The following is a 23187-nucleotide window of genomic DNA, read 5'->3' as shown; positions in this document are numbered from 1 at the left end:
GCGACAACGGCAGAGCGACCACAGCACCACAGCGCAACAGCACCACAGCACCACAGCACCACAGCACCAAACAGCACCACAGCACGACGGCAGAGCGACAACGGAACGACGGTACGGCGCGCAGCACGGGGTAAGGCCGCGACAGCGCGGGCAACGCGGGCACGGGGAGGTGGCAGGGCAGTGGTGGAGCAGCTTACGCAGCACGACCCGAGACGGATCGGCCCTTTCGAGGTGCTGGCGCGGCTCGGCGCCGGCGGCATGGGGCTGGTCTATCTCGCCCGCTCGGCTTCCGGCCGCCGCGTGGCGATCAAAACCGTGCGCGCCGAACTGGCCGAGGACCAGCTCTTCCGGGTCCGCTTCACGCGTGAGGTGGAGGCCGCCCGCGCGGTCTCCGGCTTCTACACCGCGGCCGTTGTCGACGCCGACCCCCGCGCCGCCGTCCCGTGGCTCGCCACCGCCTACGTCCCGGCCCCGTCGCTGGAGGAGATCGTCAACGAGGCGGGCCCGATGCCCGCGCAGGCCGTACGGTGGCTGGCCGCCGGAATCGCGGAGGCGTTGCAGTCGATCCACGCCGCCGGTCTCGTGCACCGCGACATGAAGCCGTCGAACGTACTCGTCGTGGAGGACGGGCCGCGCGTCATCGACTTCGGCATCGCGTCCGGCGTCTCCAACACCCGTCTGACCATGACGAACGTGGCCGTCGGCACGCCCGCCTACATGTCGCCCGAGCAGGCCCGCGACTCCCGCAGCGTGCGCGGCGCGAGCGACATCTTCTCGCTCGGCTCCACCCTGGTGTTCGCCGCGACCGGCCACGCGCCCTTCCACGGCGCCAACCCCGTCGAGACCGTCTTCATGCTGCTGCGCGAGGGCCCCAATCTCCACGGCCTGCCGCCCGAGCTGCGCCCGCTCATCGAGTCCTGCATGCGGATGGAGGCGGACCGGCGGCCCACCCCCGCCGACCTCCAGGCGCAGCTCGCACCGCATCTGTACTCCACCGGCGGCGACGACACGGGTACGGCGTCGGCCTGGCTGCCGCCCGGCGCGGTCGCGTTGATAGAGCAGCGCCGCAGCGGTCGGCCCGCCGTCGCCGCGGGCGGCAGCCGGGGCGCGCACGCCGCGGGCCCGCAACTGCCCGGCAACGCGCCGCCGCTCCCGCCGAACTCCCCGCCCCGGCCGCAGCAGCCGCCGAACAACGCACCGGCGCACGCGGGCGCGCCCGACGGCCGCGGCAACCACCGCGCGCCCGTACCCGTATCCGGCCCCGCGGCCGGACCCGCGGCGGGCCCCGGCTCCGGTCCCACATCCGGTCCCGCCTCCGCCGTTCCCGTACAGCTCGCCGGTTCCGCGCCGATCGGTCCCGGGATGCGGGTCGCGGACGCGGCGGACCACAAGGCGGGGGCCGCGCCCGGTACGGACTGGGTACGCCGCCGCGCGGGCGCGCACCGCGCGAACGCCAACGCGGGCGCCAACGCCGGTGCCGTGGCGAACGGCGGCGCGGCCCAGGCCCCCGCTGCCGTCCCGGCGCAGCAGGGCCAGCAAGCGCAGCAGGCTCCGCAGTCACAGCAGCAGCAATCACAGCAGCAGGCCCAGCACGGCGCCCAGTCGGGCCTCCAGTCCCAGGCCGCCGCTCCCGGCGAGTGGCGGCCGTGGCGTTTCCGCATGTCGAACGACGTGTGGGGCACCCCCGTCGTCTCCGGCGGACTCCTCTACGTCACCTCCTTCGAGGTGCACGCGCTCGATGTGGCCAGCGGGCGCCGCCAGTTCAAGACCCGCGACGTCGCCTGGACGATGGCCGTCGACGGCGGCCGTATCCACGCCTCCGACGGCCCCAGCCTCTTCGCGCTCGACGCGGTCGACGGCGGCGAGCGCTGGCGTACGGCGATCGACGGCTGGGTGTACGCGCTGCGCGCTGACTCCGGCACGGTCGTGACCGCCACCCGCGGCGGCGGCATCCAGGCGTGGGACGCGGCGCGCGGCGGACTGCGCTGGGAGCGGTCGGGCGCCCAGACCGAATTCGAGTCCCCGGACTCCGGGCCCACCGTCCTCGGCCGCGCCGTCTACTACCAGGGCGGCGGCCACCTGCACGCCGTCGACTCCCTCACCGGCGCCGAGATGTGGTCGTACCCGGTCGGCGAACCCGGCGTCGCGGGCTCCGTGCCCACCCGGCCGGTCGTCGCGGACGGCATCGTGCACCTCACCGCCGGGACGCGGGTCGTCGCGCTCGACGCCCGCAGTGGCGCCGAGCGCTGGCATTTCGACGCCCCCGCCGTCATGTTCTCGCCGCCCGCGCACGTGCCGGGGCCCGGCGTCTCGGGCGGCGGCGTGTACGTCGCCGACCACCTCGGCACCGTCTACGCCCTCGATCTCGCCGACGGGCACGCGCGCTGGCGCGTCGCCACCGAGCCGCGGCAGTCGCTGGAACCCGTCATCGTCGCCAATGGTGCGCTGCACCTCGGCGCGGGGAGCGCGCTCTACACGCTGGACGCCGTCAGTGGCGCGCCGCGGTGGCGCTTCGCGGCGCAGAACGAGATCGTCGGCTCGCCCGCCGTGGCGGCCGGGCGGGTGCACTTCGGGTCCAAGGACCACTGTCTGTACACGGTCGACGCGGCCGGGGGGCAGTTGCGGTGGCGGCTTGAGACCGGCGGGGAGATCACCGGGTCGCCGGTGACGTCGGAGGGGGTGGTGTACGCGTGCTCGAAGGACCGGTGCGTGTACGCGCTCGACGCGACGAAGGGGACCGGGGCGACGTCGCGTCGGGCGTGAGCCCGTGGGCCCTCAAACGCCGGGCGGGCTGATGCCCTCAGGCGCCGGGCGGGCTGGTGGGCGGGGGTTGCGCGCCGCTGGGCAGGTCGTCGGTGCCGGGCCGGGGCACCTCCTCGAACTGCGTCTGCCTGGTCGTGTCGTAGGCGTCGTCCACTTGTCGACGCAGTTCTGCGGGGGCACCCCGCCCCGTCTCCTCCTCCTCGTAGCGGGGTTCGTCGTACCGGCCGTACGTCGGCTCGTCGTACCGGGGCTCCTCGAAAACCGGCGTGGCGCGGCGCAGCCGGTGGCGGCCGGGGAGGACGGCGGCGGCGAGGAGGAGCAGGAGGCCGGAGGCGAAGGCGGTGGCGACGCCGTAGTCGAGGCCGTTGCCGCCGGCGGTGAGGGAGCCGGAGGCTTGGCCTTGGCGGACCATCCAGAGGATGGTGATGCCGAGGACGAGGAGGGCGGCGAGGGCGAGGGTGAGGCGGGAGCGGAGGAGGACGCCCAGGAGGGTGAGGAGGGCGGCGAAGGCCATGGGGAGGAAGAGGGAGCCGAGGAGGGCCGCCTTGTCAGGCGTCACGCCGACCCCGGTGAAGAGGTCGTCGACCCGGATGCCGGAGCCGTGGCGGCCGCCGTACCAGGCACGGAAGGGGCTCCAGACGGCGCCCGCCGCTCCGATGAGGGCGAGAAGCGACCCGACGACGGTGCGGAACATCTCGTGGTCGCCTCGCTTCGCTCGCTCAGCCCCCTCGGGGCCGACGCTACGCCGCGACCGTCGCACCCGCCACGTGAGCCGCGCTCACCTCAACCGGAAGGCGGCGGGCCCCCGGGCGCGCCCGGTGAACAGCTCCGCCTGCCGCTCCGGCGGCAGATTGCCGAGGGCGATGAGGTGCGGCGCGAGCGCGGTGGCGTGCGCGCGGGCCGCCTCCCGGGCCGACCACACGGCGCGCACGGTGCCCTGGACGGCCTCGGTCGGGTAAGAGGAGAGGACGGCGGCGGCGCGCAGGGCGGTGGCGAGGAGGTCGGGGCCGGGCACGACCTCGGAGACGAGACCGGTCTCGTAGGCCCGTCGCGCGCTCACCCGTTCGGCGGTGCCCATGAGGGACATGCGCGTGGCCTCGCCGTAGGGCATGCGCTGCGCCATGAGGACGGACTCGTAGGCGCTGACCATGCCGTAGGCGGTGTGCGGGTCGAAGAAGGTGGCGTCTTCGGCGGCGATGAGGAATTCGGCCTCGCCCAGGAGGTAGAAGGCGCCGCCGCAGGCCATGCCGTTGACGGCGGCGACGACCGGCTTCCACAGGTCGTTGGCCTTGGGGCCCGCGGTGAGCAGGGGGTCGTCGACGCAGTACGGGGACGACGGCTGCGGTACGTCGAGGCCGCGGTCGACGCCGGTGCAGAACGCCCGGTCGCCCGCGCCGGTGAGGACCACCGCCCGTACCGCGTCGTTGAAGCGCAGGTCGCGCCACACCTCGCGCAGCCCGTCCACGGTCGCGCCGTCCAGGGCGTTGTGCCGCTCGGGCCGGTCGAGGGTGACGAGCGCGACCCCGTCACCGGCCTCCGTGCGCCGGACGCTCATGGCCGCTCCAGCAGCCAGCGCGGTACGACGACGCCGTCCGTGGCGGCCGGGTCGGGGAAGGCCACCTTCACGGCGGCGCCGATCCGCAGCCGCGCCGGGTCCACGGAGTCGAGGCGCGCGTCGGCGCGGGCGACGAGGTTGCCGACCAGCCGGATCCGGCCGCCCTCGGGGGTGGCCTCCTCGGCCAGTTCCACCACGATCACGTTGTACGGGGCCTGCTCGGCGTAATCGGGCAGCAGCGGGGGGTGGGCGACGACGTACGACCAGATCCGGCCGCGTCCGCTCATCCGCTCCCAGCGGGACCCGAAGGACCGGCAGTACGGGCAGCAGGGGCGCGGCGGGAAGCGGAGCCGTCCGCAGTCGGCGCACGCCTGGACGCGCAACTCGCCCTGGCGCGCGTACTCCCAGAAGGGCGCGCCGTCCTCGTCGATGACCGGCAGCAGCATCGCGGCTGTCAACTCCTCAGCAGCAGAGCGGATGTGGGGACGCACTCGCCCGCCGTGACCAGGCAGGTGGCGGCGTCGGGGACTTGGGCGGTGGAGGTGCCGCGCAGTTGCCTGACGCCCTCGGTGATGAGGTTGAAGCCGTGGACGTACGCCTCGGACAGGCCGCCGCCGCCGGTGTTGATCGGCAGCCGTCCACCAGTCTCCAGGGCGCCGCCCTCGGTGAAGGCGGCGCCCTCGCCGCGTCCGCAGAAGCCGTAGCCCTCGAGGGAGAGCGGGATCAGCGGGGTGAAGGCGTCGTATATCTGGGCGACATCGACGTCCTGCGGGCCGAAGTCGGCCTGTTTCCACAGGTGTCGGGCGGCGGTCCAGGACGGTCCGGTGAGCGGGTCGTCGGTCCAGTAGTTGACCATGCCGTGGTGCTGGGCGGGCAGGCCCTGCGCGGCGGAGTGCACGTAGACGGGCTTGCGGCGGCAGTCGCGGGCGCGTTCGGCGGAGACCACGACGCAGGCCAGGGCCCCGTCGGTCTCCATGCAGTTGTCGAACAGGCAGAGCGGTTCGCTGATCCAGCGCGCGGTCATGTACATCTCGCGGGTCAGCGGGCGCTCGTACATCAGGGCGGCCGGATTCTGGTTGGCGCGGTTGCGGCAGGCGAGCGCCACATTGAACAAGTGGTCGCGGGTGGCGCCGTATTCGTGCATGTAGCGGCGGGCGAGCATGCCGATCTCGTCGGCCGGGCGGAGCAGACCGTACGGCCGGGACCACTGCGCCGGGGTGGGGAGCTGGACGGTGGTGCTGCTCCACGGGCGCGGCCCCGAGCCGCGTTTGCGCGACCGCCAGGCGACGCCGACCGACGCCTGACCGGTGGCGACGGCCGCCGCGAGGTGCGCGACGGTCGCGCACGAACCGCCGCCGCCGTAACCGGACTTGGCGAAGAAGGTGACATCGCCCGCGCCGATCGCCTTGGCCAGCTCGACCTCGTCGGTGTCCTCCATCGTGTACGAGGCGAAGCCGTCGACCTCGCCGGGGTCGATGCCCGCGTCGTCGAGCGCGGCGAGCACCGCCCGGCACGCCAGCGTCTTCTCCGACTCCGGGAGCGACTTGGCGAACGGTGTCTGGCCTATCCCGACGATGGCCGTCGCGTCTTTCAGGGCAGCGCCGCCCATGGGCACACACCTCCGCGGGTCCCCGGATGCACTGACGAACTGCTGACAGGTCGTCAGGCTACCGTTAATCTGACGGGTAGTCAGCTACGGGAGAGGACGTCATGGATGTGGACCTGCGGGACGACGATCCGCGCGACACCTCGTACGGCGACACCTCGTACGGCGACGCCTCATCCGAGGGCGGTGCCTCCAACGACGGTTCATCCACGGCCGGTTCACCCGCCGACGACCCCCGCGCCGACCTCCGCTGGGGCACCCTGCCCCGCCTGGTGCGCGCCGCCGCCCGCGCCCACGGCGAGCACGAGGCCGTCGTGGACGGCCGCACCCGCGTCAGCTACGCCGAACTCGGCGCCCGCGTGGAAAGCGCCGCCGCCGCGGCCGTCGCCTCGGGACTGCGCCCCGGCGACCGGGTCGCGATCTGGGCGCCCAACTCGCTGAACTGGATCGTCGCCGCGCTCGGCGCGGTCAGCGCGGGCGGCGTCCTCGTCCCGCTCAACACCCGCTTCAAAGGCGCCGAAGCGGCCTGGATACTCCAACGCACCCGCGCCAGGCTGCTGTTCGTCACCGGCACCTTCCTCGGCACGTCGTACGTGGCCGCGCTGCGCCGCGCCGCGGGAGAGGGCGACGGCGAGGGACCGTTGCCCGGCCTGCCGCACCTGCGTGACGTCGTCGTCCTCGGGGACGACGCGCCGCCCACCGGATTCCTGTCCTGGCACGGCTACGTAGCGGCCGGCGCCGACGTACCCGCCGCGACCGTACGCGCCCGCGCCGACGCCGTGGTGCCCGGCGACCCCTCCGACATCATCTTCACCTCGGGCACGACCGGACACCCCAAGGGCGCCGTCATCACGCACGCCCAGACGCTGCGCGTGTACGGCGTCTGGAGCGCGCTGGCCGGACTGACCGCGGGGGACCGCTACTTGGTGGTCAACCCCTTCTTCCACACCTTCGGCTACAAGGCGGGCGCGATCGCCTGCCTGATGCGCGGCGCCGTGATCGTGCCGCAGCCCGTCTTCGACGTGGACACCGTCCTCGCCAACATCGCCGCCGAGCGGATCTCCGTACTGCCGGGCCCGCCCACCCTGCACCAGTCGCTGCTCGACCATCCGGCGCGCGCCGCCCACGACCTGTCCGCGCTGCGGCTCGTCGTCACCGGGGCCGCCGTCATCCCGCTGGAACTCGTCGAACGGCTGCGCGCCGAACTGCGGATCGCCACCGTCCTGACCGCGTACGGCCTCACCGAGGCGTCCGGCACCGTCACCATGTGCCGCAGGGGCGACCCGGCCGCGACCGTCGCCGTCACCTCGGGGCGCGCCATCCCCGACACGGAGGTACGGGTCGACGCCGCGCCCGGCGCGCCCGGTGAAGTCCTGGTCCGCGGCTACCACGTCATGTCCTGCTACTTCGAGGACCCCGAGGGCACCGCCCGCGCCGTCGACCCCGACGGCTGGCTGCACACCGGCGACATCGGCGTCCTGGACCCCGAGGGGAATCTGCGGATCACCGACCGCCTCAAGGACATGTACATCGTCGGCGGCTTCAACGCCTACCCGGCGGAGATCGAGCAACTGCTGCTGCGCCACCCCGACATCCGCGACGCCGCCGTCATCGGTGTCCCCGACCCCCGCCTCGGCGAGGTCGGCCGCGCCTACGTCGTCCGCCGCCCCGGCTCCACCCTCACCGCCGACGACCTCATCGCGTGGTCGCGCCGCGAAATGGCCAACTACAAGGTCCCGCGCGGCGTCCGCTTCGTCCCCGAACTCCCGCGCAACGCGGGCGGGAAGGTCAAGAAGAACGAGCTGCGTACGGCCGCGGACTGACCTGCGCGCGGCCCGGCCCCTGACGAGGCTTGATTTGCGAGCGGCCCCGGCCCGCGGAAGCGGACTGACCTGCGCCCGGCACCGGACCCGGACGCGGACTGACCGCGGCGCCCCCTCCGCGCCGCGGTCAGTCTTTGGTGCGCCCCCGGGTGCGTGCTGTGGAACCCCCCGCAGTCACCCGGCCCCCCCTTGGGCGGCTTTCACCGGTCCCCCTCGGCCCCCACCGAGGTTCCCCGGTCCCCCGATCCCCCGTGTTCCCCTGTTGCCCCGTGCTGTTTTCCCCTGATCAACCCCGTGAGTCCCCCTGCGGTCCCCTTGGGGTCCTCCGCGGCCCCGCCCTCCCCAGAGCGGGGTACGGAAGCTACTTGGTGGTGCCGTCCGTGTGGAAGTTGTCCGGCTTGACGACGGGCTTCTTCGGCGTGAGGAGCCCGTCCGGAGCCGTCTGCTCGGTGCCGTCGGTGTGGAAGTTGTCCGGGTCGACCGGCGGGTCCGTCTTCGGAAGCTTCGGAACTTCGGTGCTCATGGTGCTCTCCCTGTGTGCTTGGGGACGTGCTGTCGTGAAAGCCCGCCCGGTGGCGACCCCCGTACACCACCGAGCGGGCAGCTCGTGCAGTGATGGAATCGTGGCATCCACCGATAATCAACTGATAAACGGGCGCGTTGAGCGAATCGACCTGGGCTTATACCGCGACAGAGGGGGATGATTCGTCCCCCAACAGGCGCCGTACATCGGCCGCTTCGGGCGAACCGAGCGCGGTGAAGACGGCCAGGGCGTCGTGCCAGCAGGCGTGGGCACGGACCGGCTGGCCCATGCCGTCGAGCGCGCTGCCGAGTACGGTCAGGGCGTTGGCGGTGCGCCACTCGCCGCCGACCTCGCGGAGGATGACGAGCGACTGCTCGGTGTGGGCGGCGGCCTGCCGCCAACTGCCGCCCGCGAGGTGAACCTTGGAGAGCCGGAAGAGCGTCATGCCCTCCCAGAACTGCTGCCGCGCCTCCCGGAAGATGCCCAGTGCCTCGGTGAGGCAGCTCAACGCGTCGTCGAGGCGGCCCTCCGCGGTGAGCGCGATGCCCATCGCGTACAGGCCGTTGCCGAGCCGGAAGCCGGCGCCCAGCTCGCGGTAGATCGCGACGACCCGTTCGGTCGCCGCCACCGCGGCGGCGATGTCGCCCAGTTCGATCTGCGCGCGGGAGAGATTGCTGAGCGCCGCCGCCTCGCCGTGCTTGTTGCCGTCGGCGCGGAAAGCCTCAAGGGCGGTGGTGTGGTACTCCGCGCACGCCTCGAAGCGCTGGCCCTGGTGGGCGATGCTGCCGCGCAGATTGGGCGCGTAGCTCGACGTCATCGGGTCCTCGGCGGCCAGGCCGAGCACCAGGGCGCGCTTGGCCTCGGTCTCGGCCTCCTCGAACCGGCCCGACATCCGCAGGAGTTGGCCGAGCCAGATCCGCCCGCGCCCCTCCACCAGCGTGTCCCCGCAGTCGTGCGCCGTCGTCACCAGTGTCCGCGTCGCCTGCTCGTATTGCCGCGCGTAGACACCGGACTCCATCAGGTCCTGGGCGACCAGCAGCAGGTCGACGGCGCGGCGCATCGGGCCCTCGCAGCCGCCGTCCGCGGCCTGCTGGACGGCCGCCAGCAGATTCTGCGCCTCGGAGAAGAGCCATTCCAGGGCCTCGTCCGGGGCGCCGAAGGTCAGGCCGGAGTGCGCGGTGAGGGCGAGGTGGTCCAGGACGCGGTCGCCGGGGTTCTCCAACTCGTAGGCGCAGGAGGCCGAGGCGAGGTAGAAGTCCAGCACCCGCGACAGCGCCGCGCAGCGCTCCCGCGGTGTCTCGTCGCGCTCCGCGCACTCGCGGGCGTACAGGCGCAGCAGGTCGTGGAAGCGGTAACGGGCGGGCGCGGCGGACTCGATGAGGCTGATGTCGACCAGCGCCTCCAGCAACTCCTCGGCCTCGTACGGGTCCAGGTCGAGGGTGGCCGCCGCCGCGTGCAGCGAGATGTCCGGGCCGTCGGCGAGCGAGAGCAGCCGGAAGGCGCGGGCCTGCGGCGCCGACAGGTGGCCGTAGCCGAGGGCGAAGGTGGCCTTCACCGCGAGGTCCCCGGCCCGCAGTTCGTCCAGCCTGCGCCGCTGGTCGGCCAGTTTGTGGGCGAGTACGGAGACGGTCCAGGTGCGGCGGGCGGCCAGCCGGGACGCGGCGATCCGGATGGCCAGCGGCAGGAAGCCGCAGGCCGCGACGACGTCGAGGGCGGCCTGGCGTTCGCTGGTGACGCGCTCCTCGCCGACGATCCGGGTGAAGAGCTGGAGCGCCTCCTCCGGCGACATCACGTCGAGGTCGACCAGATGCGCGCCCGCCAGGTCGACCATCCGCACCCGGCTGGTGACCAGGGCGGCGCAGCCGGGGGTGCCCGGCAGCAACTGGCGGATCTGCGCGGCGTCGTAGGCGTTGTCGAGCAGCGCGAGCACGCGGCGGCCGTCGAGGGTGGAGCGGTAGAGCGCGGCGCGGTCGGCCAGCGACTCGGGGATCGCGGAGTCCGGGGTGCCGAGCGCGCGCAGGAACGAGCCGAGTACGGCCTCGGGTTCCGCCGGGCGCGGGTCGGTGCCCTGGAGGTCGACGTACAACTGCCCGTCGGGGAAGGAGTCGCGGGCCGCGTGGGCGACATGGACGGCGAGCGTGGTCTTGCCGACGCCGCCGATGCCCGCGACGGCGGAGACCGCCATCACCCCGCTGCCCTGCGACGCCTGGGCCAGTTGCTCGCTCAGTTCCCTGACCACATTGCGGCGGCCGGTGAAGTCCGCGACGGTCGCAGGCAGTTGCGCGGGCCGTACGATCTCGGCTGGTCCGGCGGCGGAACCGGCCGGGGCGGCGAGCGAGGGGTCGGCCTCCAGGATCTTCTGGTGCAGGTCCTTCAGTTCGGCCGACGGGTCGATGCCCAGCTCCTCGGCGAGCAGACGGCGGGTGTCGGCGTAGACGCCGAGCGCCTCGGCCTGCCGGCCGCTGCGGTAGAGGGCCAGCATCAGCAGGGCGCGCAGCCGCTCGCGCAGCGGGTGTTCGGCCGAGACCGCGGTGAGTTCGGAGACGGCCTCGGCGTGCGCGCCCAGCTCCAGGTCCAGTTCGAGACGGGTCTCGATCAGGCCGAGGTGCCATTCGGCGAGCCGGTTGCGCTGCGTCTCGGCGTGCGGCCCCGGAAGGCCGGCCAGTGGCTCGCCGTGCCACATCTCCAGGGCGGTGCCCAGCAGTTCGCGGGCGCGGACCGGGTCGACGGCGCGCTGCTTGTCGGCCTCGGCGGCCAGCCGCTCCACGACGGCGCAGTCCAGCGCGTCGTCGGCGACCCGCAGCGAGTAGCCGCCGGAGTCGGTGACCAGGGCCTCGGGGCCGAGCGCCTTGCGCAGCCGGAAGGCGTACGACCGCAGCGCGGCGAGCGCGGTGTTGGGCGGTGACTCTCCCCAGACGGCGTCGAGCAGTTCCGACGCGGTCGCCGTGCGCCCGCCGCGCAGCAGCAGCGCGGCCAGCAAGGCGCGCTGCTGTGGTGCGCCGGTGACGATCGGCTCGTCGTCTCGCCAGGCGCGCACCGGACCGAGGACCGCGAACCGCAGGCTGTTGCCCGGTTCCGTCCTGCTTTCCATCTCTGCCCCCTGAACGTGGACCTGCTCATTGTGTACCCGCGCCTGGAGCGGCGCACTGCTTGTGCCAGCCTCCGGCGGTGGTCGGCCGCCGGGCGCTGAATGGTGCGTGACCCGATTATTCGCGAAGCCGGGCGCCCCCGCGGCCCGTCGCCCGCACGTATATCAATCGTTCATCGCCGGACGGAACAGTTGTCCGCATGGCGCACGGGACCGAGGGTTCGGCACCGTCCGTGCCAGTTTGCCGTGTCGGGCCGCCGGGGTCACCCCGTGCAAGGACCCGAACCGGACTTGCAGCAAAAGTTGGGCTGGAATTTGAGGTTCCGTCTGTGCGTGCGCGGAGGTTGTGCTGTGTGGGACTGGTCCATGCCGGTGTGTGTCCTGCGAAAGAACAGGTAGCGGGCGTTTCATGTGTGCTGAGTGCACGAGTCATGCGGCAGGTGCCGGTGAGCCGGACGGGCCGATCGGGTCACTGCCTGTCAGGCCGAGGCAACTACCGTCGGCCGCCGGTTCCGAGCTGTTCCGGGCTCCGGTACGCGAGGTGCGCCCGGTGCGCCCGGCCGGATCCGTACGACGGATGCCGGCCCCGGCCGCGGGGCCCGCGATGAGCGGCGAGGGCCGCGAGCGGCCCGGCGGCGGGGGCGGCGGCAACGGCGGCACGCGGCGGCTCGGGGACGCCGGACGGCTGCCCGGCGAACTGCTGCGCCGCCGCGCCGAGCGCGCCCCGCAGGCCGTGCCCGCGCTGCCGTATCCGCGGACGACCGTCAGCGGCACCGCGGGGTGCAGCTTCGCCGAACTCGACCGGCGGGCCCGCGCGGTGGCCGCCCGGCTCGGCAGCCTGCTGGCTCCCGGCGCGCGCGTGCTGCTCGCCTATCCGCAGGGCCCGGACCTCGCGGGCGCCTTCTTCGGCTGCCTGTACGCGGGGATGGCCGCGGTGCCGCTGGTGCTGCCGGGACCGGGCGCCAACGACGCGGTCTCCCGCGCGGTCCGCCGCTGCGACCCCGACCTGGTGCTGACCGGCTCCGACGGCTGGTCCGCGCTGGCCGTCGACCGCACCCGTACCCAGGTGATGGAGGCGGACGGCGTCCGCGTCGCGGGCGAGCCCGTGTGGCGGCTGGCGCAGAACTGGCGGCCGGTCGGCGTCCTGCGCAGCGCGCCCGCGTACCACCGCTACTACGACGACGGCGTGGTCGGCGGGCGGCTGGAGCCCGCGATGGCGCACGCCGATCTCACCGAGGTGATGGGGGAGTTGGCGCAGGCGGTACGGCTGGGCACCGACGAGGAGAACGTCGGCTGGATCGCGGCCGTGCACGGCGTGGAGGACGCGGTGTGGCGGATTCTGCTGCCGGTGCGGGTGACCGACTGACGTCCGCCGCAGCCGGGGAGCCCCGGAGGCCCGTAGCGCCAACGATGTGACGACACGTTAGCTGACGGATCGTCAGATCGGCGCTACCGTTGTGCCCATGGAGACCTTCCCGAAGATCATCTCGGTGGATGACCACACCGTGGAGCCCGGCAACGTCTGGCGGGACCGGCTCCCGTCGAAACACCACGACACCGCGCCGCGCATCGTGCGCGCGCCCCTGAAGGAAATGACCTTCCTCGGCGGCCGGTTCGCGCCCACGATGGGCGAGCCGGGGGACGAGGGACCGCTCGCCGACTGGTGGCTGTACGAGGGCCTGCGCCGCCCGCTGACCCGGCTCGACACCGCCGTCGGCTACTCGCGCGACGAGATCAGGCTCGAAGCGATCACGTACGAGCAGATGCGGCCGGGCTCGTACTCGGTGCCCGAGCGGCTGGCCGACATGGACGTCAACCATGTGCAGTCCGCGCTCTGCTTCCCCACCTTCCCGCGCTTTTGCGGCCAGACCTTCACCGAGGCCGAGGACCACGACCTCGGGCTGCTGTGCGTGCGCGCGTACAACGACTGGATGGTCGAGGAGTGGTGCGGCCCGCAGGCGGGCGGGCGGCTGATACCGCTGACCCTGATACCGCTGTGGGACGCCGAGTTGGCCGCCGCCGAGGTACGGCGCAACGCGGCGCGCGGCGTACGCGCGGTCTGCTTCTCCGAGATCCCGCCGCACCTCGGACTGCCGTCGGTGCACACCGACTACTGGGACCCCTTCTTCCGTGCCTGCGACGAGACCGGCACCGTCATCGCCATGCACATCGGCTCCTCCAGCCGGATGCCGTCCACCTCCGCCGACGCGCCGCCCGCGGTCGGCTCCACCATCACCTTCGCCAACTGCTGCTTCTCGATGGTCGACTGGCTGATGTCCGGCGCCCTCGAACGCTTCCCGAACCTCAAGATCATGTACGCCGAGGGGCAGATCGGCTGGATCCCGTACATCCTGGAGCGCGCCGACGTCGTCTGGGAGGAGAACCGCGGCTGGGGCGGGGTCGCCGACAAGGTGCGGCGCCCGCCGTCCGAGACCTTCGCCTCGCACGTCTACGGCTGCTTCTTCGACGACGCGGTCGGCCTGCGCAATCTCGACGCGGTCGGCGTCGGCAACGTCCTCTACGAGACGGACTACCCGCACTCGGACTCCACGTGGCCCACGTCGCGCGAGGTCGGCGAGGCGCAGATGGGCCACCTCTCCCAGGACGTGGTGGAGCGGATCGTGCGCGGCAACGCCATCGACCTGCTCGGCCTGACCCCCGACGGCCTGTGGCCCGGGCCCGGTTCGAGCGGGCCGGTCCCGGGACCCGGCGCGGGGGCGTAGGCCATGGGCGTCCCGCGCGTGCTGCCGCCAGGGCGGCTCTCCTACGGCATGCAACTCCCCGTCCAGTCGCAGAGCACGATGTACGCCGAGGGCTGGGAGGCCGACGCGGGCCCGGCCGAACTCGCCGCCGTCGCCCGCGCCGCCGACCGGCACGGCTTCGCGTACGTGGCCGTCTGCGACCACATCGCGGTGCCGCGCAGGCTGGCCGCCGCGATGTCCACCACCTGGTACGACCCGGTGGCCACCCTCGGCTATCTCGCCGCCGTCACCGAACGTGTGCGGCTGCTCAGCCATGTCGCCGTCGTCGGACTGCGGCACCCGCTGGCCACCGCCAAGCAGTACGCGACGCTCGACCGGCTCTCCGGCGGGCGGCTGATCCTCGGTGTCGGGGCCGGGCACGTGGTCGAGGAATTCGACGCGGTCGGCGCGGACTTCGCCGGGCGCGGCGGCGTACTCGACGAGACCATCGACGCGCTGAAGGCGGCGCTCGGCGAGGACGAGTTCCCCGAACACCACGGCGAGCGATACGACTTCGCCGGTCTCGGGCAGCGGCCACGCCCGGTGCAGACGCCCCGGCCGCCGGTCTGGGTCGGCGGTTCGTCACCGGCCGCCGTCCGCAGGGCCGCCCTCAGGGGTGACGGCTGGCTGCCGCAGGGCGACCCGCGCGACCGGCTGCCGGGCCAGATCGACCGCGTCCGGCGGCTGCGCGCCGAGGCCGGGATCGCCGACCCGATCGAGATCGGCGCGATCACGGAACCGCTCTACGTCGGCGAGCCCGGCTGGCACGTCGGCCGGTACACCCTGCACGGCAAGCCGGACGCGCTCGCGGAGAGCCTGCGCGCCTACCGGGCCATGGGCGTCGACCAGATCCAGGTGCGCTTCCGCAGCCGGGGCGTGGCCGAACTCCTCGACCAGATGGCGGCGTTCGCCGCCGATGTGGCACCGCACCTCGACAGGTGAGTCCCGTTGCCCCCCGTTGACCCCCCGTTGTCCCACCACCCCCGGAGGCCCGGATGGGCAAGCTCGACAGCCGTACCGTCCTGATCACCGGCGCCGCGCGCGGCCAGGGCGAGCAGGAGGCCCGGCTCTTCGCCGCGGAGGGCGCGCGCGTGCTGCTCGCGGACGTGCTGGACGACCAGGGCGCGGCGCTGGCCGAGGAGATCGGCGACGCGGCCCGCTACACCCGGCTCGACGTCGGCAGCGAGGACGACTGGACGGCGGCGCTGGCGTACGCCGACGAGCAGTTCGGCGGCCTCGACGGACTGGTCAACAACGCCGGGATCCTGCGCTTCAACGCGTTGGCGGACACCCCGCTGGAGGAGTACCTCCAGGTCGTCCGGGTCAACCAGGTGGGCGCCTTCCTCGGCATGCGGGCCTGCGCGCCCGCGCTGACCGCCGCGGGCGGCGGCACGATCGTCAACACCGCTTCGTACACGGCGCTCAGCGGCATGGCGCTGCTCACCTCGTACGCGGCGACGAAGGCGGCGATCGTCGCCATGACGCGGGTGGCGGCGCTGGAGCTGGCGCCGCACGGGATCAGGGTGAACGCGATGTGCCCCGGCGCCGTGGACACCCCGATGGCCAATCCCGCGGTGCTCGACCCGGCCGCCGACCAGGAGGCGATGGCGGCGGCCACCGCCCGCTTCTACCGCAAGCTGCTGCCGCTGGGCCGGATGGGCCGGGCCGACGAGATCGCCAGGCTCGCGCTCTTCTTGACCAGTGAGGACTCCTCGTACGTCACCGGGCAGCCGTTCGTCATCGACGGCGGCTGGCTGGCGGGAGTCGCGGCGCTCTGAGTCCGCCGTCGAGCGTATCTGACGGTCCATCAGCTATTGACGCCCCACCGTGCCGGTGGAAGAGTCGGATCAGATCTGACGGAGCGTCAGAAACCGGAGGATGGTGACCCCTTGGAATTCGGGCTCTTTGTACAGGGATATGTGCCCGCCGCGCGGGCCAAGGCCGACCCCGAGGCCGAGCACCACGCGCTGATCGAGGAGACCGAGTACGTCATCCAGGCGGACCGCTCCGGCTTCAAGTACGCCTGGGCCTCCGAGCACCACTTCCTGGAGGAGTACTCGCACCTGTCGGCCAACGACGTCTTCCTCGGCTATCTCGCCCACGCCACCGAGCGCATCCACCTCGGCTCCGGCATCTTCAACCCGCTCGCGCCGGTCAACCACCCGGTGAAGGTCGCCGAGAAGGTCGCCATGCTCGACCATCTCTCCGGCGGACGCTTCGAGTTCGGCTCGGGGCGCGGCGCGGGCAGCCACGAGATCCTCGGGTTCATGCCGGGCATCACCGACATGAACCACACGAAGGAGATCTGGGAGGAGACCATCGCGGAGTTCCCCAAGATGTGGCTCCAGGACGAGTACCCCGGCTTCAGCGGCAAGCACTGGTCGCTGCCCCCGCGCAAGATCCTGCCCAAGCCGTACGGCCGCTCCCACCCGGCGATGTGGTACGCGGCCGGCTCGCCGCCCTCGTACGCGATGGCCGCCCGCAAGGGCCTGGGCGTGCTCGGCTTCAGCGTGCAGAAGGTCTCCGACATGGAGTGGGTCGTCGAGTCGTACAAGTCGGCGATCGGGCAGGCCGAGCCGGTCGGCGACTTCGTCAACGACAACGTGATGGTGACCTCGACCGCGATCTGCGCGGAGACCACCGAAAAGGCGCGGCAGATCGCCGTCGGCGGCGGCCTCAACTACCTCCAGTCGCTGCTCTTCCGCTACCACGACACCTTCCCGCGTCCCGACGGCATCCCGGTCTGGCCCGAGCTTCTGCCGGACTACACCGAGGAGTTGATCGATCTGCTCATCTCCGAGGAGCTGATGATCTGCGGCAACCCCGACGAGGTGCTGGCGCAGTGCAAGCGCTGGGAGCAGGCGGGCGCCGACCAGTTGACCTTCGGGCTGCCGATCGGCATCGGCTACGAGGACACGATGAACACGATCAAGCTGATCGGCGAGCACGTCATACCCGTCATCGACACCGACCCGGTGCACCGCACGACCCGGTTCCGGCAGGCGGCGGCGTAACGCGACCGGGCGGCACGCACCAGCGCGACGTACGAGAGGAGCACACCCGTGTTCGACCATGTGATCAAGGGCGCCACCGTGGTGGACGGCACGGGCGCGCCCTCCCGTACCGCCGACGTGGCGCTGCGCGGCGGACGGATCGCGGCCGTCGCCGAACCCGGCGGCCTCGGCGAGAGCGGGCGCTCCCAGGAGGACGCCACCGGCCTCGTCCTGACCCCCGGTTTCGTCGACCCGCACACCCACTACGACGCCCAGCTCTTCTGGGACCCCTTCGCCACGCCCTCGATGAGCCACGGCGTGACCACCGTCGCGGGCGGCAACTGCGGCTTCACGCTCGCGCCGCTCCACCCCGACCGGCCCGAAGACGCCGACTACACAAGGCGGATGATGTCCAAGGTCGAGGGCATGTCGCTGGCGGCGCTCGAAGAGGGCGTCGACTGGACGTGGTCGTCCTTCGGCGACTACCTGGACGCCCTGGAGGGGCGGATCGCCGTCAACGCCGGTTTCATGGTGGGCCACTGCGCGCTGCGCCGCCATGTGATGGGCGCCGACGCGGTCGGCGGACAGCCCACGCGGGACCAACTCGATGCCATGCTGCGGCTCTTCCACGAATCGATGGAAGCAGGCGGCTGGGGCCTTTCCACCACGCAGTCCAGTACGCACTCCGACGGCGACGGACGGCCGGTCGCGTCCCGGCACGCGCGGCCGGACGAACTTCTGGCCCTGTCACGGGCGGTGGGCGAGCACGAGGGCACCCAGATCGAGGCCATCGTGGCGGGCTGCCTCGACCAGTTCGCGGACGAGGAGATCGACCTGCTCGTGGAGATGAGCGCCGTCGCCGGGCGCCCGCTCAACTGGAACGTCCTCACCATCGACGCCGCCGTCCCCGAACGCGTCCCGCGCCAGCTCCTCGCCTCGGAGCGGGCCCGCAAGGCGGGCGGCCGGATCGTCGCCCTCACCATGCCGATCCTCACCCCCATGAACATGTCGCTCGGCACCTTCTGCGCCCTGAACCTCATCCCCGGCTGGGGCGACATCCTGGCCCTGCCCGTCCCCGAACGCATCGCGCGGCTGCGGCAGCCCGCCGTACGCGCCGAGATGCTGCGCCGCGCCGCCAGCCCCGAGGCCGGGGTCTTCCGCCGCCTCGCCGACTTCGGCCGCTACGTGATCGGCGACACGTACAGCGACGCGAATCAGGGGGTGTCGGGGCGGGTCGTCCGCGACATCGCGGCCGAACGCGGGCAGGAACCCTTCGAGACGATCGTCGAGATCTGCGCCAACGACCGCATGCGCACGGTGCTCTGGCCGATGCCCACCGACAACGACCCCGACTCCTGGGCGCTGCGCCGCCGCACCTGGGACCACGAGGACGTCATGCTCGGCGGCTCCGACGCGGGCGCCCACCTCGACCGGATGTGCGGCGCCCCGTACACCACCCGCTTCCTCGGCGACTGCCTGCGCGGACGCCAACTCCTGCCGCTGGAGCGCGCCGTCCGCATGCTCACCGCCGACCCCGCCCGCCTCTTCGGCCTGCGCGGCCGCGGCGTGATCGCCCCGGGCAACGCCGCCGACCTCGTCCTCTTCGACCCCGAACGCATCGACGCGGGCCCCGCCACCCTCCTGCACGACCTCCCCGGCGACAGCCCCCGCCTCGACTCCCGCGCCACCGGCATCCTCAGCGTCCGCGTCAACGGCGTCGAGACGATCCGCGACGACACCGTCACCGGCGCCGTCCCCGGCACCGTCCTGAGATCCGGCCGCGACACGGCAACCGTCCGAACCATCCCCTGACCGGCGGAGGGCCGCGCGGCCGGTGCCGTGCTGGGCGCTGCCGTGCTGGGCGTCGCGCTCACCCCGCTGGAGGCGGACGATGAGGTACGGCTGCCGGTCCGCGTCGGTCGTCCCGTCGGTCTTCGCATCGGTCTTCGCATCCGTCATCGCGTCGGACTCCGGTCCTGGGCCCCGGGGCCGGCGGGACTGACAGACTGGCGCGTACGCGCGGCATTCGCGGCACCCCTGGCTCCAGCCCTCCTGCCCCCGTGCGCCGAGATCGGAGCGAAGTGATGAAGGCGGCCCGTTTCAGCCGGTTCGGGGGACCCGAGGTCCTGGAGATCGTGGACCTTCCCGATCCGCACCCGGGCCCCGGCCGGATCCGTATCGCGGTACGCGCGGCGGGACTCAACGCGAGCGACTGGAAGAAGCGGAAGGGCCTCATGGACGAGGAGCTTCCGCAGACCCTGGGGTACGAGGCGGCGGGCGTCGTCGACGAGGTCGGCGAAGGGGTGACCGATGTGGCCGTCGGCGACCGCGTGTTCGGCCTCTGCGCCGAGGGCGCCGCGCAGGCCGAGCTGGCGGTGCTCTCCTTCTACGCGCCGATCCCGGCGTCGCTCGACTTCGCCGGGGCCGCCGCGCTGCCGTCCGCCGTCGAGACGGCGGCGCGCGGCCTGGACCAGCTCGGCGTCCGCGGCGGCACGGTCCTGATCAACGGCGCCTCCGGGAGCGTCGGCGCCGCCGCCGTGCAGCTCGCCGTGGCGCGCGGCGCCCGCGTCATCGGCACCGCGAGCCCGGCCAACCACGACTTCCTCCGCTCGCTCGGCGCCGAACCCGTCTCGTACGGCGACGGTCTCTCCGACCGCGTCCGCGCGCTCGCCCCCGACGGCGTGGACACCGCCCTCGACGTCGCCGGGAGCGGCGCCCTCCCCGAACTCATCGCCCTCGCGGGCGGCCCCGGCCACGTCGTCACCCTCGCGGACTTCCTCGGCGCCCGCGAGCACGGCGTCACCTTCAGCCGCGGTGACAGCGGCCGGGCCCTCTACGTCCTCACCGAGATCGGCCCGCTGATCGAGGCGGGCCGCTTCTCACTGCCCGTCGCCCGGACGTTCCCCCTCGCCGACATCGCACAGGCGCACCGCCTCAGCGAGGAGGGCCACGTACGGGGCAAGATCGTGCTGACGGTCAACGCCGCGTAGCCGCCCGCGCGGTTCACGCCGTGCCAAGGGCGTGCGACTCACGGTCAACTCCCGCTCGGTGGAGGCGCCTTAGCCTTCCCGTACGAGGTGTCGCCCCGACGTGTCACGCACAGAAGCGGAGCTGCCGTGTTCGCCGCCTATCTGACGGTCACCATCCTCGGCGCCCTCTTCAACGGCGCCGCCGCCGTCACCTACCTCATCGGCCACGAATACCCCAAGACCCAGGCCGACATGAAGGGCCTGCCCCGCAAGTGGGTGCCCGTCCTCGGCGCGTTGCTCGCCGCCGGCACGGTCGGCCTGCTGGCCGGGCTCGCCGTCCCCGTCCTCGGCACCCTCGCCGCCTGCGGCCTCATCCTCTACTTCATCGGCGCCGTCACCGCCCACCTCCGCGTCGGCTCCCGCGACATCCTCGGCGGCATCGTCTTCCTCGCCACCGCGGCAGCCGCCCTGACCCTGGGCCTCGCCCACCACGGCGCCTGGTAGTCCCGGCCGCCCGCGGTGGCTACTTGCGGCCCAGCCAGATCGGGTTGGTGATCGCGATGGCGGGGCCGGGGAGGCCGGAGGTGTCGCCGGCGGGGGCGGGGTGGCGGACTTCGGCGCGGACATAGGCGGAGTACGAGGGGGTGGTGGTCCAGGAGAGGGTGCCGGAGGCGGGGAGGGGTTCGGCGTGGAGCTGGCCCTCGTCGGTGATGAGGCGGATGAGGGAGTCGGCGGGGACGCCGCTGACGGAGAGCGTGAGGGTGACGTCGGCCTCGGGGGCGACGGAGATGCGGTCGCCGATACCGGCGTGCTCACCGCGGGGGCCCGCGGCGGCGAAGGCGAGCTGGACGGCGGCGGATTCGGCGATCCACGAGCGCCCCGCGCGGATACCTGCCTGGAGGGAGCGCCGGTCGAGGCCGTCCGCGAGGACGACCGTCTGGGGGAGGCCGACGACATCCGGGTCGCGGTGGGCGTCGGAGTTGCCCATGGCGGGAATCCAGTGGCCGTCGCCGCGGGCGGCGCCGGTGAGGAGGTTGTCCCAGGTGAGCAGGGACACCTCGTCGTCGGGGGTCCAGGGGCCGTTCCAGACCTCGATGGCGTCGACTTGGTCGTAGCCGAACTTCCACTGGCTGGCGAGGCTGGTGCCGTACGGGTGCGCGGGCACCACGATGCCGTCGGCGCGGTGGATCTGCCGGACGAAGCGGTCGAAGGCGTCGTCGCGGGAGCGGTAGCGCCAGTCCACCCAGGTGCCGGGGTCGGTGCCGATGGCCAGGTAGTGGCCGTTGCGGGTGGTGACCTCCTCGCCGGTCAGGACGAGCAGATCGTCCCCGGCCAGCGGCCCGAGGTGGGCGTGCGCGGAACTCGTGTTGTGTTCACTGGAGTTGATGAAGTCCAGCTTCGCGGCGCGGGCGAGCGCCACCAGTTGCTCCAGCGTCCGCTTGCCGTCCGAGTGCACGGTGTGCAGGTGGCAGTCGCCGCGGTACCAGTCACGGCCGCGGCCGGGCGCGCGGTCGCGCGGGTACGACGGGACGAGCGTGTCGCCGCGGTCGCCGAAGCTCAGGGTGACGGTGACGGAGTAGTCCAGGCCCTGCGGCGCCACCGTGTAGGGGCCGAGGACGACGTGCCAGGTCCCGGCCTCGACGGGCCCGGCCAGATACCCCGGCGTCGCCTCGCCCGCGCTGATCGCGAACTCCGTGCGCGCGCCGCCCGACCAGCCGCGGAAGCCGCGCCCGCCGATGTCCGTACCGTGCTGGTCGAAGATGCCGATGTCGCACGCGTTGCCGACGGTCCCCGCGGGCACGGCCGGCCGGTCGTAGGTGTACGAGACCGCGATCCGCCGCACGCCGCGCGGCACCTTCACCGGCAGGTATACGAAGTCGGCCGCCCCGGTGGGCAGATGGCCGGTGACCGTACGCGTCTGGTCCGCGGCCCCCGACCCCCCTCCCGCGGCCGTGCCCGTGCCGTCGTCTGCTTCCGCGAAGTTCACGGGAGCCAGCGTAAGGACGCCGGTGGCGCCGGCCAGTGCGGAGAACTTCAGTACGTCGCGTCGGTCCATACGTCCACGCTCACCTCTCCGGGTGACGGGAGAGTGGCAGTCTCCTGAGCAGCAGGCCGACACATGAGGTCGATCCCGCTCCTTCTGTGACGTCGGCCGGAGGTACCCCGAGATCCGCACGGCGGTGCCTCTGGCTCTTCGAGGCGAAAGGATCTAAGACAGGAGCCGAGCCCGATTCACCCACCCCACCGGAGGTGCCCGTGCGGATCGCCGTCACGATCTTCCTGACCGATCAGACCATCGGGCCGGTGCGGCTCGCGCGGGAGTTGGAGCAGCGCGGGTTCGCCGGGCTCTATCTGCCGGAGCACACGCACATTCCGGTGTCGCGGGCGACGCCGTATCCGGCGGGGGAGCCGCTGCCGGAGGAGTACGGGCGGACGCTGGACCCGTTCGTGGCGCTCAGCGCGGTCGCGGCGGTCACCGAGCGGCTGGAGGTGGGGACGGCGATCACGCTGGTGGCGCAGCGCGACCCGGTGGTGCTGGCGAAGGAGATCGCGACGCTCGACCACCTGTCGGGCGGGCGGTTCACGCTGGGGGTGGGCTTCGGGTGGAATGTGGAGGAGGCCGCCGACCACGGGGTGGACTGGCGGCGCCGCCGCGAGCTGGTACGGGACCGGATGGCGGCGATGCGCGCGCTGTGGGCGGCCGAACCCGTCGCCTATGCGGGCGAATTCGCGTCCGTGCAGGCCAGCCAGGCGTATCCGAAACCGGCGGGCGGCCGGGTGCGCACCCTGGTGGGCGGCGCGGCGGGCCCGAAACTCTTCAGCCATGTGACGGATTACGCGGACGGGTGGATGCCGATCGGAGGCGGCGGTCTGGGTGAGTCGCTGCCCGGACTCCGGGCCGCGTGGCGGGAAGCGGGCCGCGGGGAGAAGGGCCCGGAGGTGGTGCCGACGGCCGTACGCCCGGACGCGGGCAAGCTCGCGTACTACCGCGACCTCGGCATCGAGGAGATCGTCGTCCAGCTCCCGCCGGCCGGGACGGACGAGGTGCTGCGGGCGCTCGACGACTACGCGCAGTATTTGTAGCCGGAGTATTCCTCGGACGGTCCGATCTCCGGGTGATATTGC

18 protein-coding genes are annotated in these 23187 nt (G+C 72.9%); 11 read left to right on the top strand and 7 right to left on the bottom strand.

Annotation, left to right across the window (positions count from 1 at the left end):
* The first annotated feature begins 180 nt into the window (after positions 1 to 180).
* The gene (locus ACIP4Z_RS22260) at positions 181 to 2763 is read left to right on the top strand and encodes a serine/threonine-protein kinase (RefSeq protein WP_401310591.1); all 2583 of its coding nucleotides are present in this window, start codon (positions 181 to 183) and stop codon (positions 2761 to 2763) included.
* A 37-nt stretch (positions 2764 to 2800) separates the two neighbouring features.
* On the opposite strand, the gene ACIP4Z_RS22255 is transcribed toward ACIP4Z_RS22260, so the two are convergent.
* The 4 genes from ACIP4Z_RS22255 to ACIP4Z_RS22240 form a co-directional block, all read right to left on the bottom strand.
* Positions 2801 to 3457: a hypothetical protein gene (locus tag ACIP4Z_RS22255; protein WP_401310588.1), complete on the bottom strand. Its 657-nt coding sequence runs from the start codon at positions 3455 to 3457 to the stop codon at positions 2801 to 2803.
* Between the two features lie 84 nt (positions 3458 to 3541).
* On the bottom strand, positions 3542 to 4318 hold the full coding sequence (locus ACIP4Z_RS22250) for an enoyl-CoA hydratase/isomerase family protein (protein ID WP_401310586.1): 777 nt from the start codon (positions 4316 to 4318) through the stop codon (positions 3542 to 3544).
* Entirely contained in the window at positions 4315 to 4764 is a 450-nt protein-coding gene (locus ACIP4Z_RS22245; RefSeq protein ID WP_401310583.1) for a Zn-ribbon domain-containing OB-fold protein, read from the bottom strand. Before ACIP4Z_RS22245 ends, ACIP4Z_RS22250 begins: the two co-directional genes overlap by 4 nt.
* A gap of 8 nt (positions 4765 to 4772) precedes the next feature.
* Positions 4773 to 5927, bottom strand: coding sequence for a lipid-transfer protein (locus ACIP4Z_RS22240; RefSeq protein WP_188283764.1), 1155 nt, complete (start codon positions 5925 to 5927; stop codon positions 4773 to 4775).
* 101 nt (positions 5928 to 6028) lie between these two features.
* Between ACIP4Z_RS22240 and ACIP4Z_RS22235 the strand changes: the two genes are divergently transcribed.
* Entirely contained in the window at positions 6029 to 7747 is a 1719-nt protein-coding gene (locus ACIP4Z_RS22235) for a FadD3 family acyl-CoA ligase (RefSeq protein ID WP_401310579.1), read from the top strand.
* Between the two features lie 361 nt (positions 7748 to 8108).
* Here ACIP4Z_RS22235 and ACIP4Z_RS22230 read toward each other — a convergent pair whose 3' ends face one another.
* Both ACIP4Z_RS22230 and ACIP4Z_RS22225 read right to left on the bottom strand, forming a co-directional pair.
* Positions 8109 to 8270 carry a hypothetical protein gene (locus tag ACIP4Z_RS22230; RefSeq protein ID WP_355337672.1) on the bottom strand — a complete coding sequence of 54 codons (162 nt, stop codon included), beginning with the start codon at positions 8268 to 8270 and terminating at the stop codon, positions 8109 to 8111.
* Positions 8271 to 8427: 157 nt separating this feature from the next.
* Positions 8428 to 11361, bottom strand: coding sequence for a BTAD domain-containing putative transcriptional regulator (locus ACIP4Z_RS22225; protein WP_355337675.1), 2934 nt, complete (start codon positions 11359 to 11361; stop codon positions 8428 to 8430).
* Positions 11362 to 11962: 601 nt separating this feature from the next.
* Here ACIP4Z_RS22225 and ACIP4Z_RS22220 point away from each other — a divergent pair.
* From ACIP4Z_RS22220 to ACIP4Z_RS22185, 8 genes are all read left to right on the top strand, one after another.
* The gene (locus ACIP4Z_RS22220; protein WP_355337678.1) at positions 11963 to 12724 is read left to right on the top strand and encodes an AMP-binding protein; all 762 of its coding nucleotides are present in this window, start codon (positions 11963 to 11965) and stop codon (positions 12722 to 12724) included.
* A 97-nt stretch (positions 12725 to 12821) separates the two neighbouring features.
* Positions 12822 to 14081: an amidohydrolase family protein gene (locus ACIP4Z_RS22215; protein WP_401310574.1), complete on the top strand. Its 1260-nt coding sequence runs from the start codon at positions 12822 to 12824 to the stop codon at positions 14079 to 14081.
* Positions 14082 to 14084: 3 nt separating this feature from the next.
* Positions 14085 to 15041 carry an LLM class F420-dependent oxidoreductase gene (locus tag ACIP4Z_RS22210; RefSeq protein ID WP_401310571.1) on the top strand — a complete coding sequence of 319 codons (957 nt, stop codon included), beginning with the start codon at positions 14085 to 14087 and terminating at the stop codon, positions 15039 to 15041.
* Between the two features lie 53 nt (positions 15042 to 15094).
* Positions 15095 to 15877: an SDR family NAD(P)-dependent oxidoreductase gene (locus tag ACIP4Z_RS22205; RefSeq protein ID WP_401310568.1), complete on the top strand. Its 783-nt coding sequence runs from the start codon at positions 15095 to 15097 to the stop codon at positions 15875 to 15877.
* Between the two features lie 111 nt (positions 15878 to 15988).
* A complete protein-coding gene (locus tag ACIP4Z_RS22200; RefSeq protein ID WP_391043245.1) occupies positions 15989 to 17113 on the top strand; it encodes an LLM class flavin-dependent oxidoreductase in 1125 nt (374 codons plus the stop codon).
* Between the two features lie 48 nt (positions 17114 to 17161).
* Positions 17162 to 18904: an amidohydrolase family protein gene (locus tag ACIP4Z_RS22195; RefSeq protein ID WP_401310565.1), complete on the top strand. Its 1743-nt coding sequence runs from the start codon at positions 17162 to 17164 to the stop codon at positions 18902 to 18904.
* Positions 18905 to 19176: 272 nt separating this feature from the next.
* Positions 19177 to 20082 carry an NADP-dependent oxidoreductase gene (locus ACIP4Z_RS22190; protein ID WP_355337695.1) on the top strand — a complete coding sequence of 302 codons (906 nt, stop codon included), beginning with the start codon at positions 19177 to 19179 and terminating at the stop codon, positions 20080 to 20082.
* Between the two features lie 126 nt (positions 20083 to 20208).
* Positions 20209 to 20565: a DoxX family protein gene (locus ACIP4Z_RS22185; RefSeq protein WP_391043251.1), complete on the top strand. Its 357-nt coding sequence runs from the start codon at positions 20209 to 20211 to the stop codon at positions 20563 to 20565.
* 19 nt (positions 20566 to 20584) lie between these two features.
* Here the strand turns inward: ACIP4Z_RS22185 and ACIP4Z_RS22180 are convergent, their stop codons facing one another.
* Positions 20585 to 22117, bottom strand: a complete 1533-nt coding sequence (locus ACIP4Z_RS22180) for a CehA/McbA family metallohydrolase (protein ID WP_401310561.1) — start codon at positions 22115 to 22117, stop codon at positions 20585 to 20587.
* A gap of 200 nt (positions 22118 to 22317) precedes the next feature.
* On the opposite strand from ACIP4Z_RS22180, the gene ACIP4Z_RS22175 reads away from it, so the two are divergent.
* Complete coding sequence (locus tag ACIP4Z_RS22175) at positions 22318 to 23145, top strand: TIGR03619 family F420-dependent LLM class oxidoreductase (protein WP_355337704.1); 828 nt, start codon at positions 22318 to 22320, stop codon at positions 23143 to 23145.
* Positions 23146 to 23187 lie beyond the last annotated feature (42 nt).

Source organism: Streptomyces sp. NPDC088910 (assembly GCF_044749865.1).
Classification (GTDB): domain Bacteria; phylum Actinomycetota; class Actinomycetes; order Streptomycetales; family Streptomycetaceae; genus Actinacidiphila.
Note: the sequence above shows the minus strand (reverse complement) of the source record. Positions and strands in the feature narration are given on the sequence as shown.

Bases quoted from the DNA above. Each gene is read 5' to 3' on its own strand.
- ACIP4Z_RS22210 (WP_401310571.1), top strand. From the start codon at position 14,085: ATGGGCGTCCCGCGCGTGCTGCCGCCAGGGCGGCTCTCCTACGGCATG.
- ACIP4Z_RS22250 (WP_401310586.1), bottom strand. From the start codon at position 4,318: ATGAGCGTCCGGCGCACGGAGGCCGGTGACGGGGTCGCGCTCGTCACC.
- ACIP4Z_RS22235 (WP_401310579.1), top strand. From the start codon at position 6,029: ATGGATGTGGACCTGCGGGACGACGATCCGCGCGACACCTCGTACGGC.
- ACIP4Z_RS22205 (WP_401310568.1), top strand. From the start codon at position 15,095: ATGGGCAAGCTCGACAGCCGTACCGTCCTGATCACCGGCGCCGCGCGC.
- ACIP4Z_RS22240 (WP_188283764.1), bottom strand. From the start codon at position 5,927: ATGGGCGGCGCTGCCCTGAAAGACGCGACGGCCATCGTCGGGATAGGC.
- ACIP4Z_RS22180 (WP_401310561.1), bottom strand. From the start codon at position 22,117: ATGGACCGACGCGACGTACTGAAGTTCTCCGCACTGGCCGGCGCCACC.
- ACIP4Z_RS22230 (WP_355337672.1), bottom strand. From the start codon at position 8,270: ATGAGCACCGAAGTTCCGAAGCTTCCGAAGACGGACCCGCCGGTCGAC.
- ACIP4Z_RS22225 (WP_355337675.1), bottom strand. From the start codon at position 11,361: ATGGAAAGCAGGACGGAACCGGGCAACAGCCTGCGGTTCGCGGTCCTC.
- ACIP4Z_RS22190 (WP_355337695.1), top strand. From the start codon at position 19,177: ATGAAGGCGGCCCGTTTCAGCCGGTTCGGGGGACCCGAGGTCCTGGAG.
- ACIP4Z_RS22220 (WP_355337678.1), top strand. From the start codon at position 11,963: ATGAGCGGCGAGGGCCGCGAGCGGCCCGGCGGCGGGGGCGGCGGCAAC.
- ACIP4Z_RS22215 (WP_401310574.1), top strand. From the start codon at position 12,822: ATGGAGACCTTCCCGAAGATCATCTCGGTGGATGACCACACCGTGGAG.
- ACIP4Z_RS22255 (WP_401310588.1), bottom strand. From the start codon at position 3,457: ATGTTCCGCACCGTCGTCGGGTCGCTTCTCGCCCTCATCGGAGCGGCG.
- ACIP4Z_RS22245 (WP_401310583.1), bottom strand. From the start codon at position 4,764: ATGCTGCTGCCGGTCATCGACGAGGACGGCGCGCCCTTCTGGGAGTAC.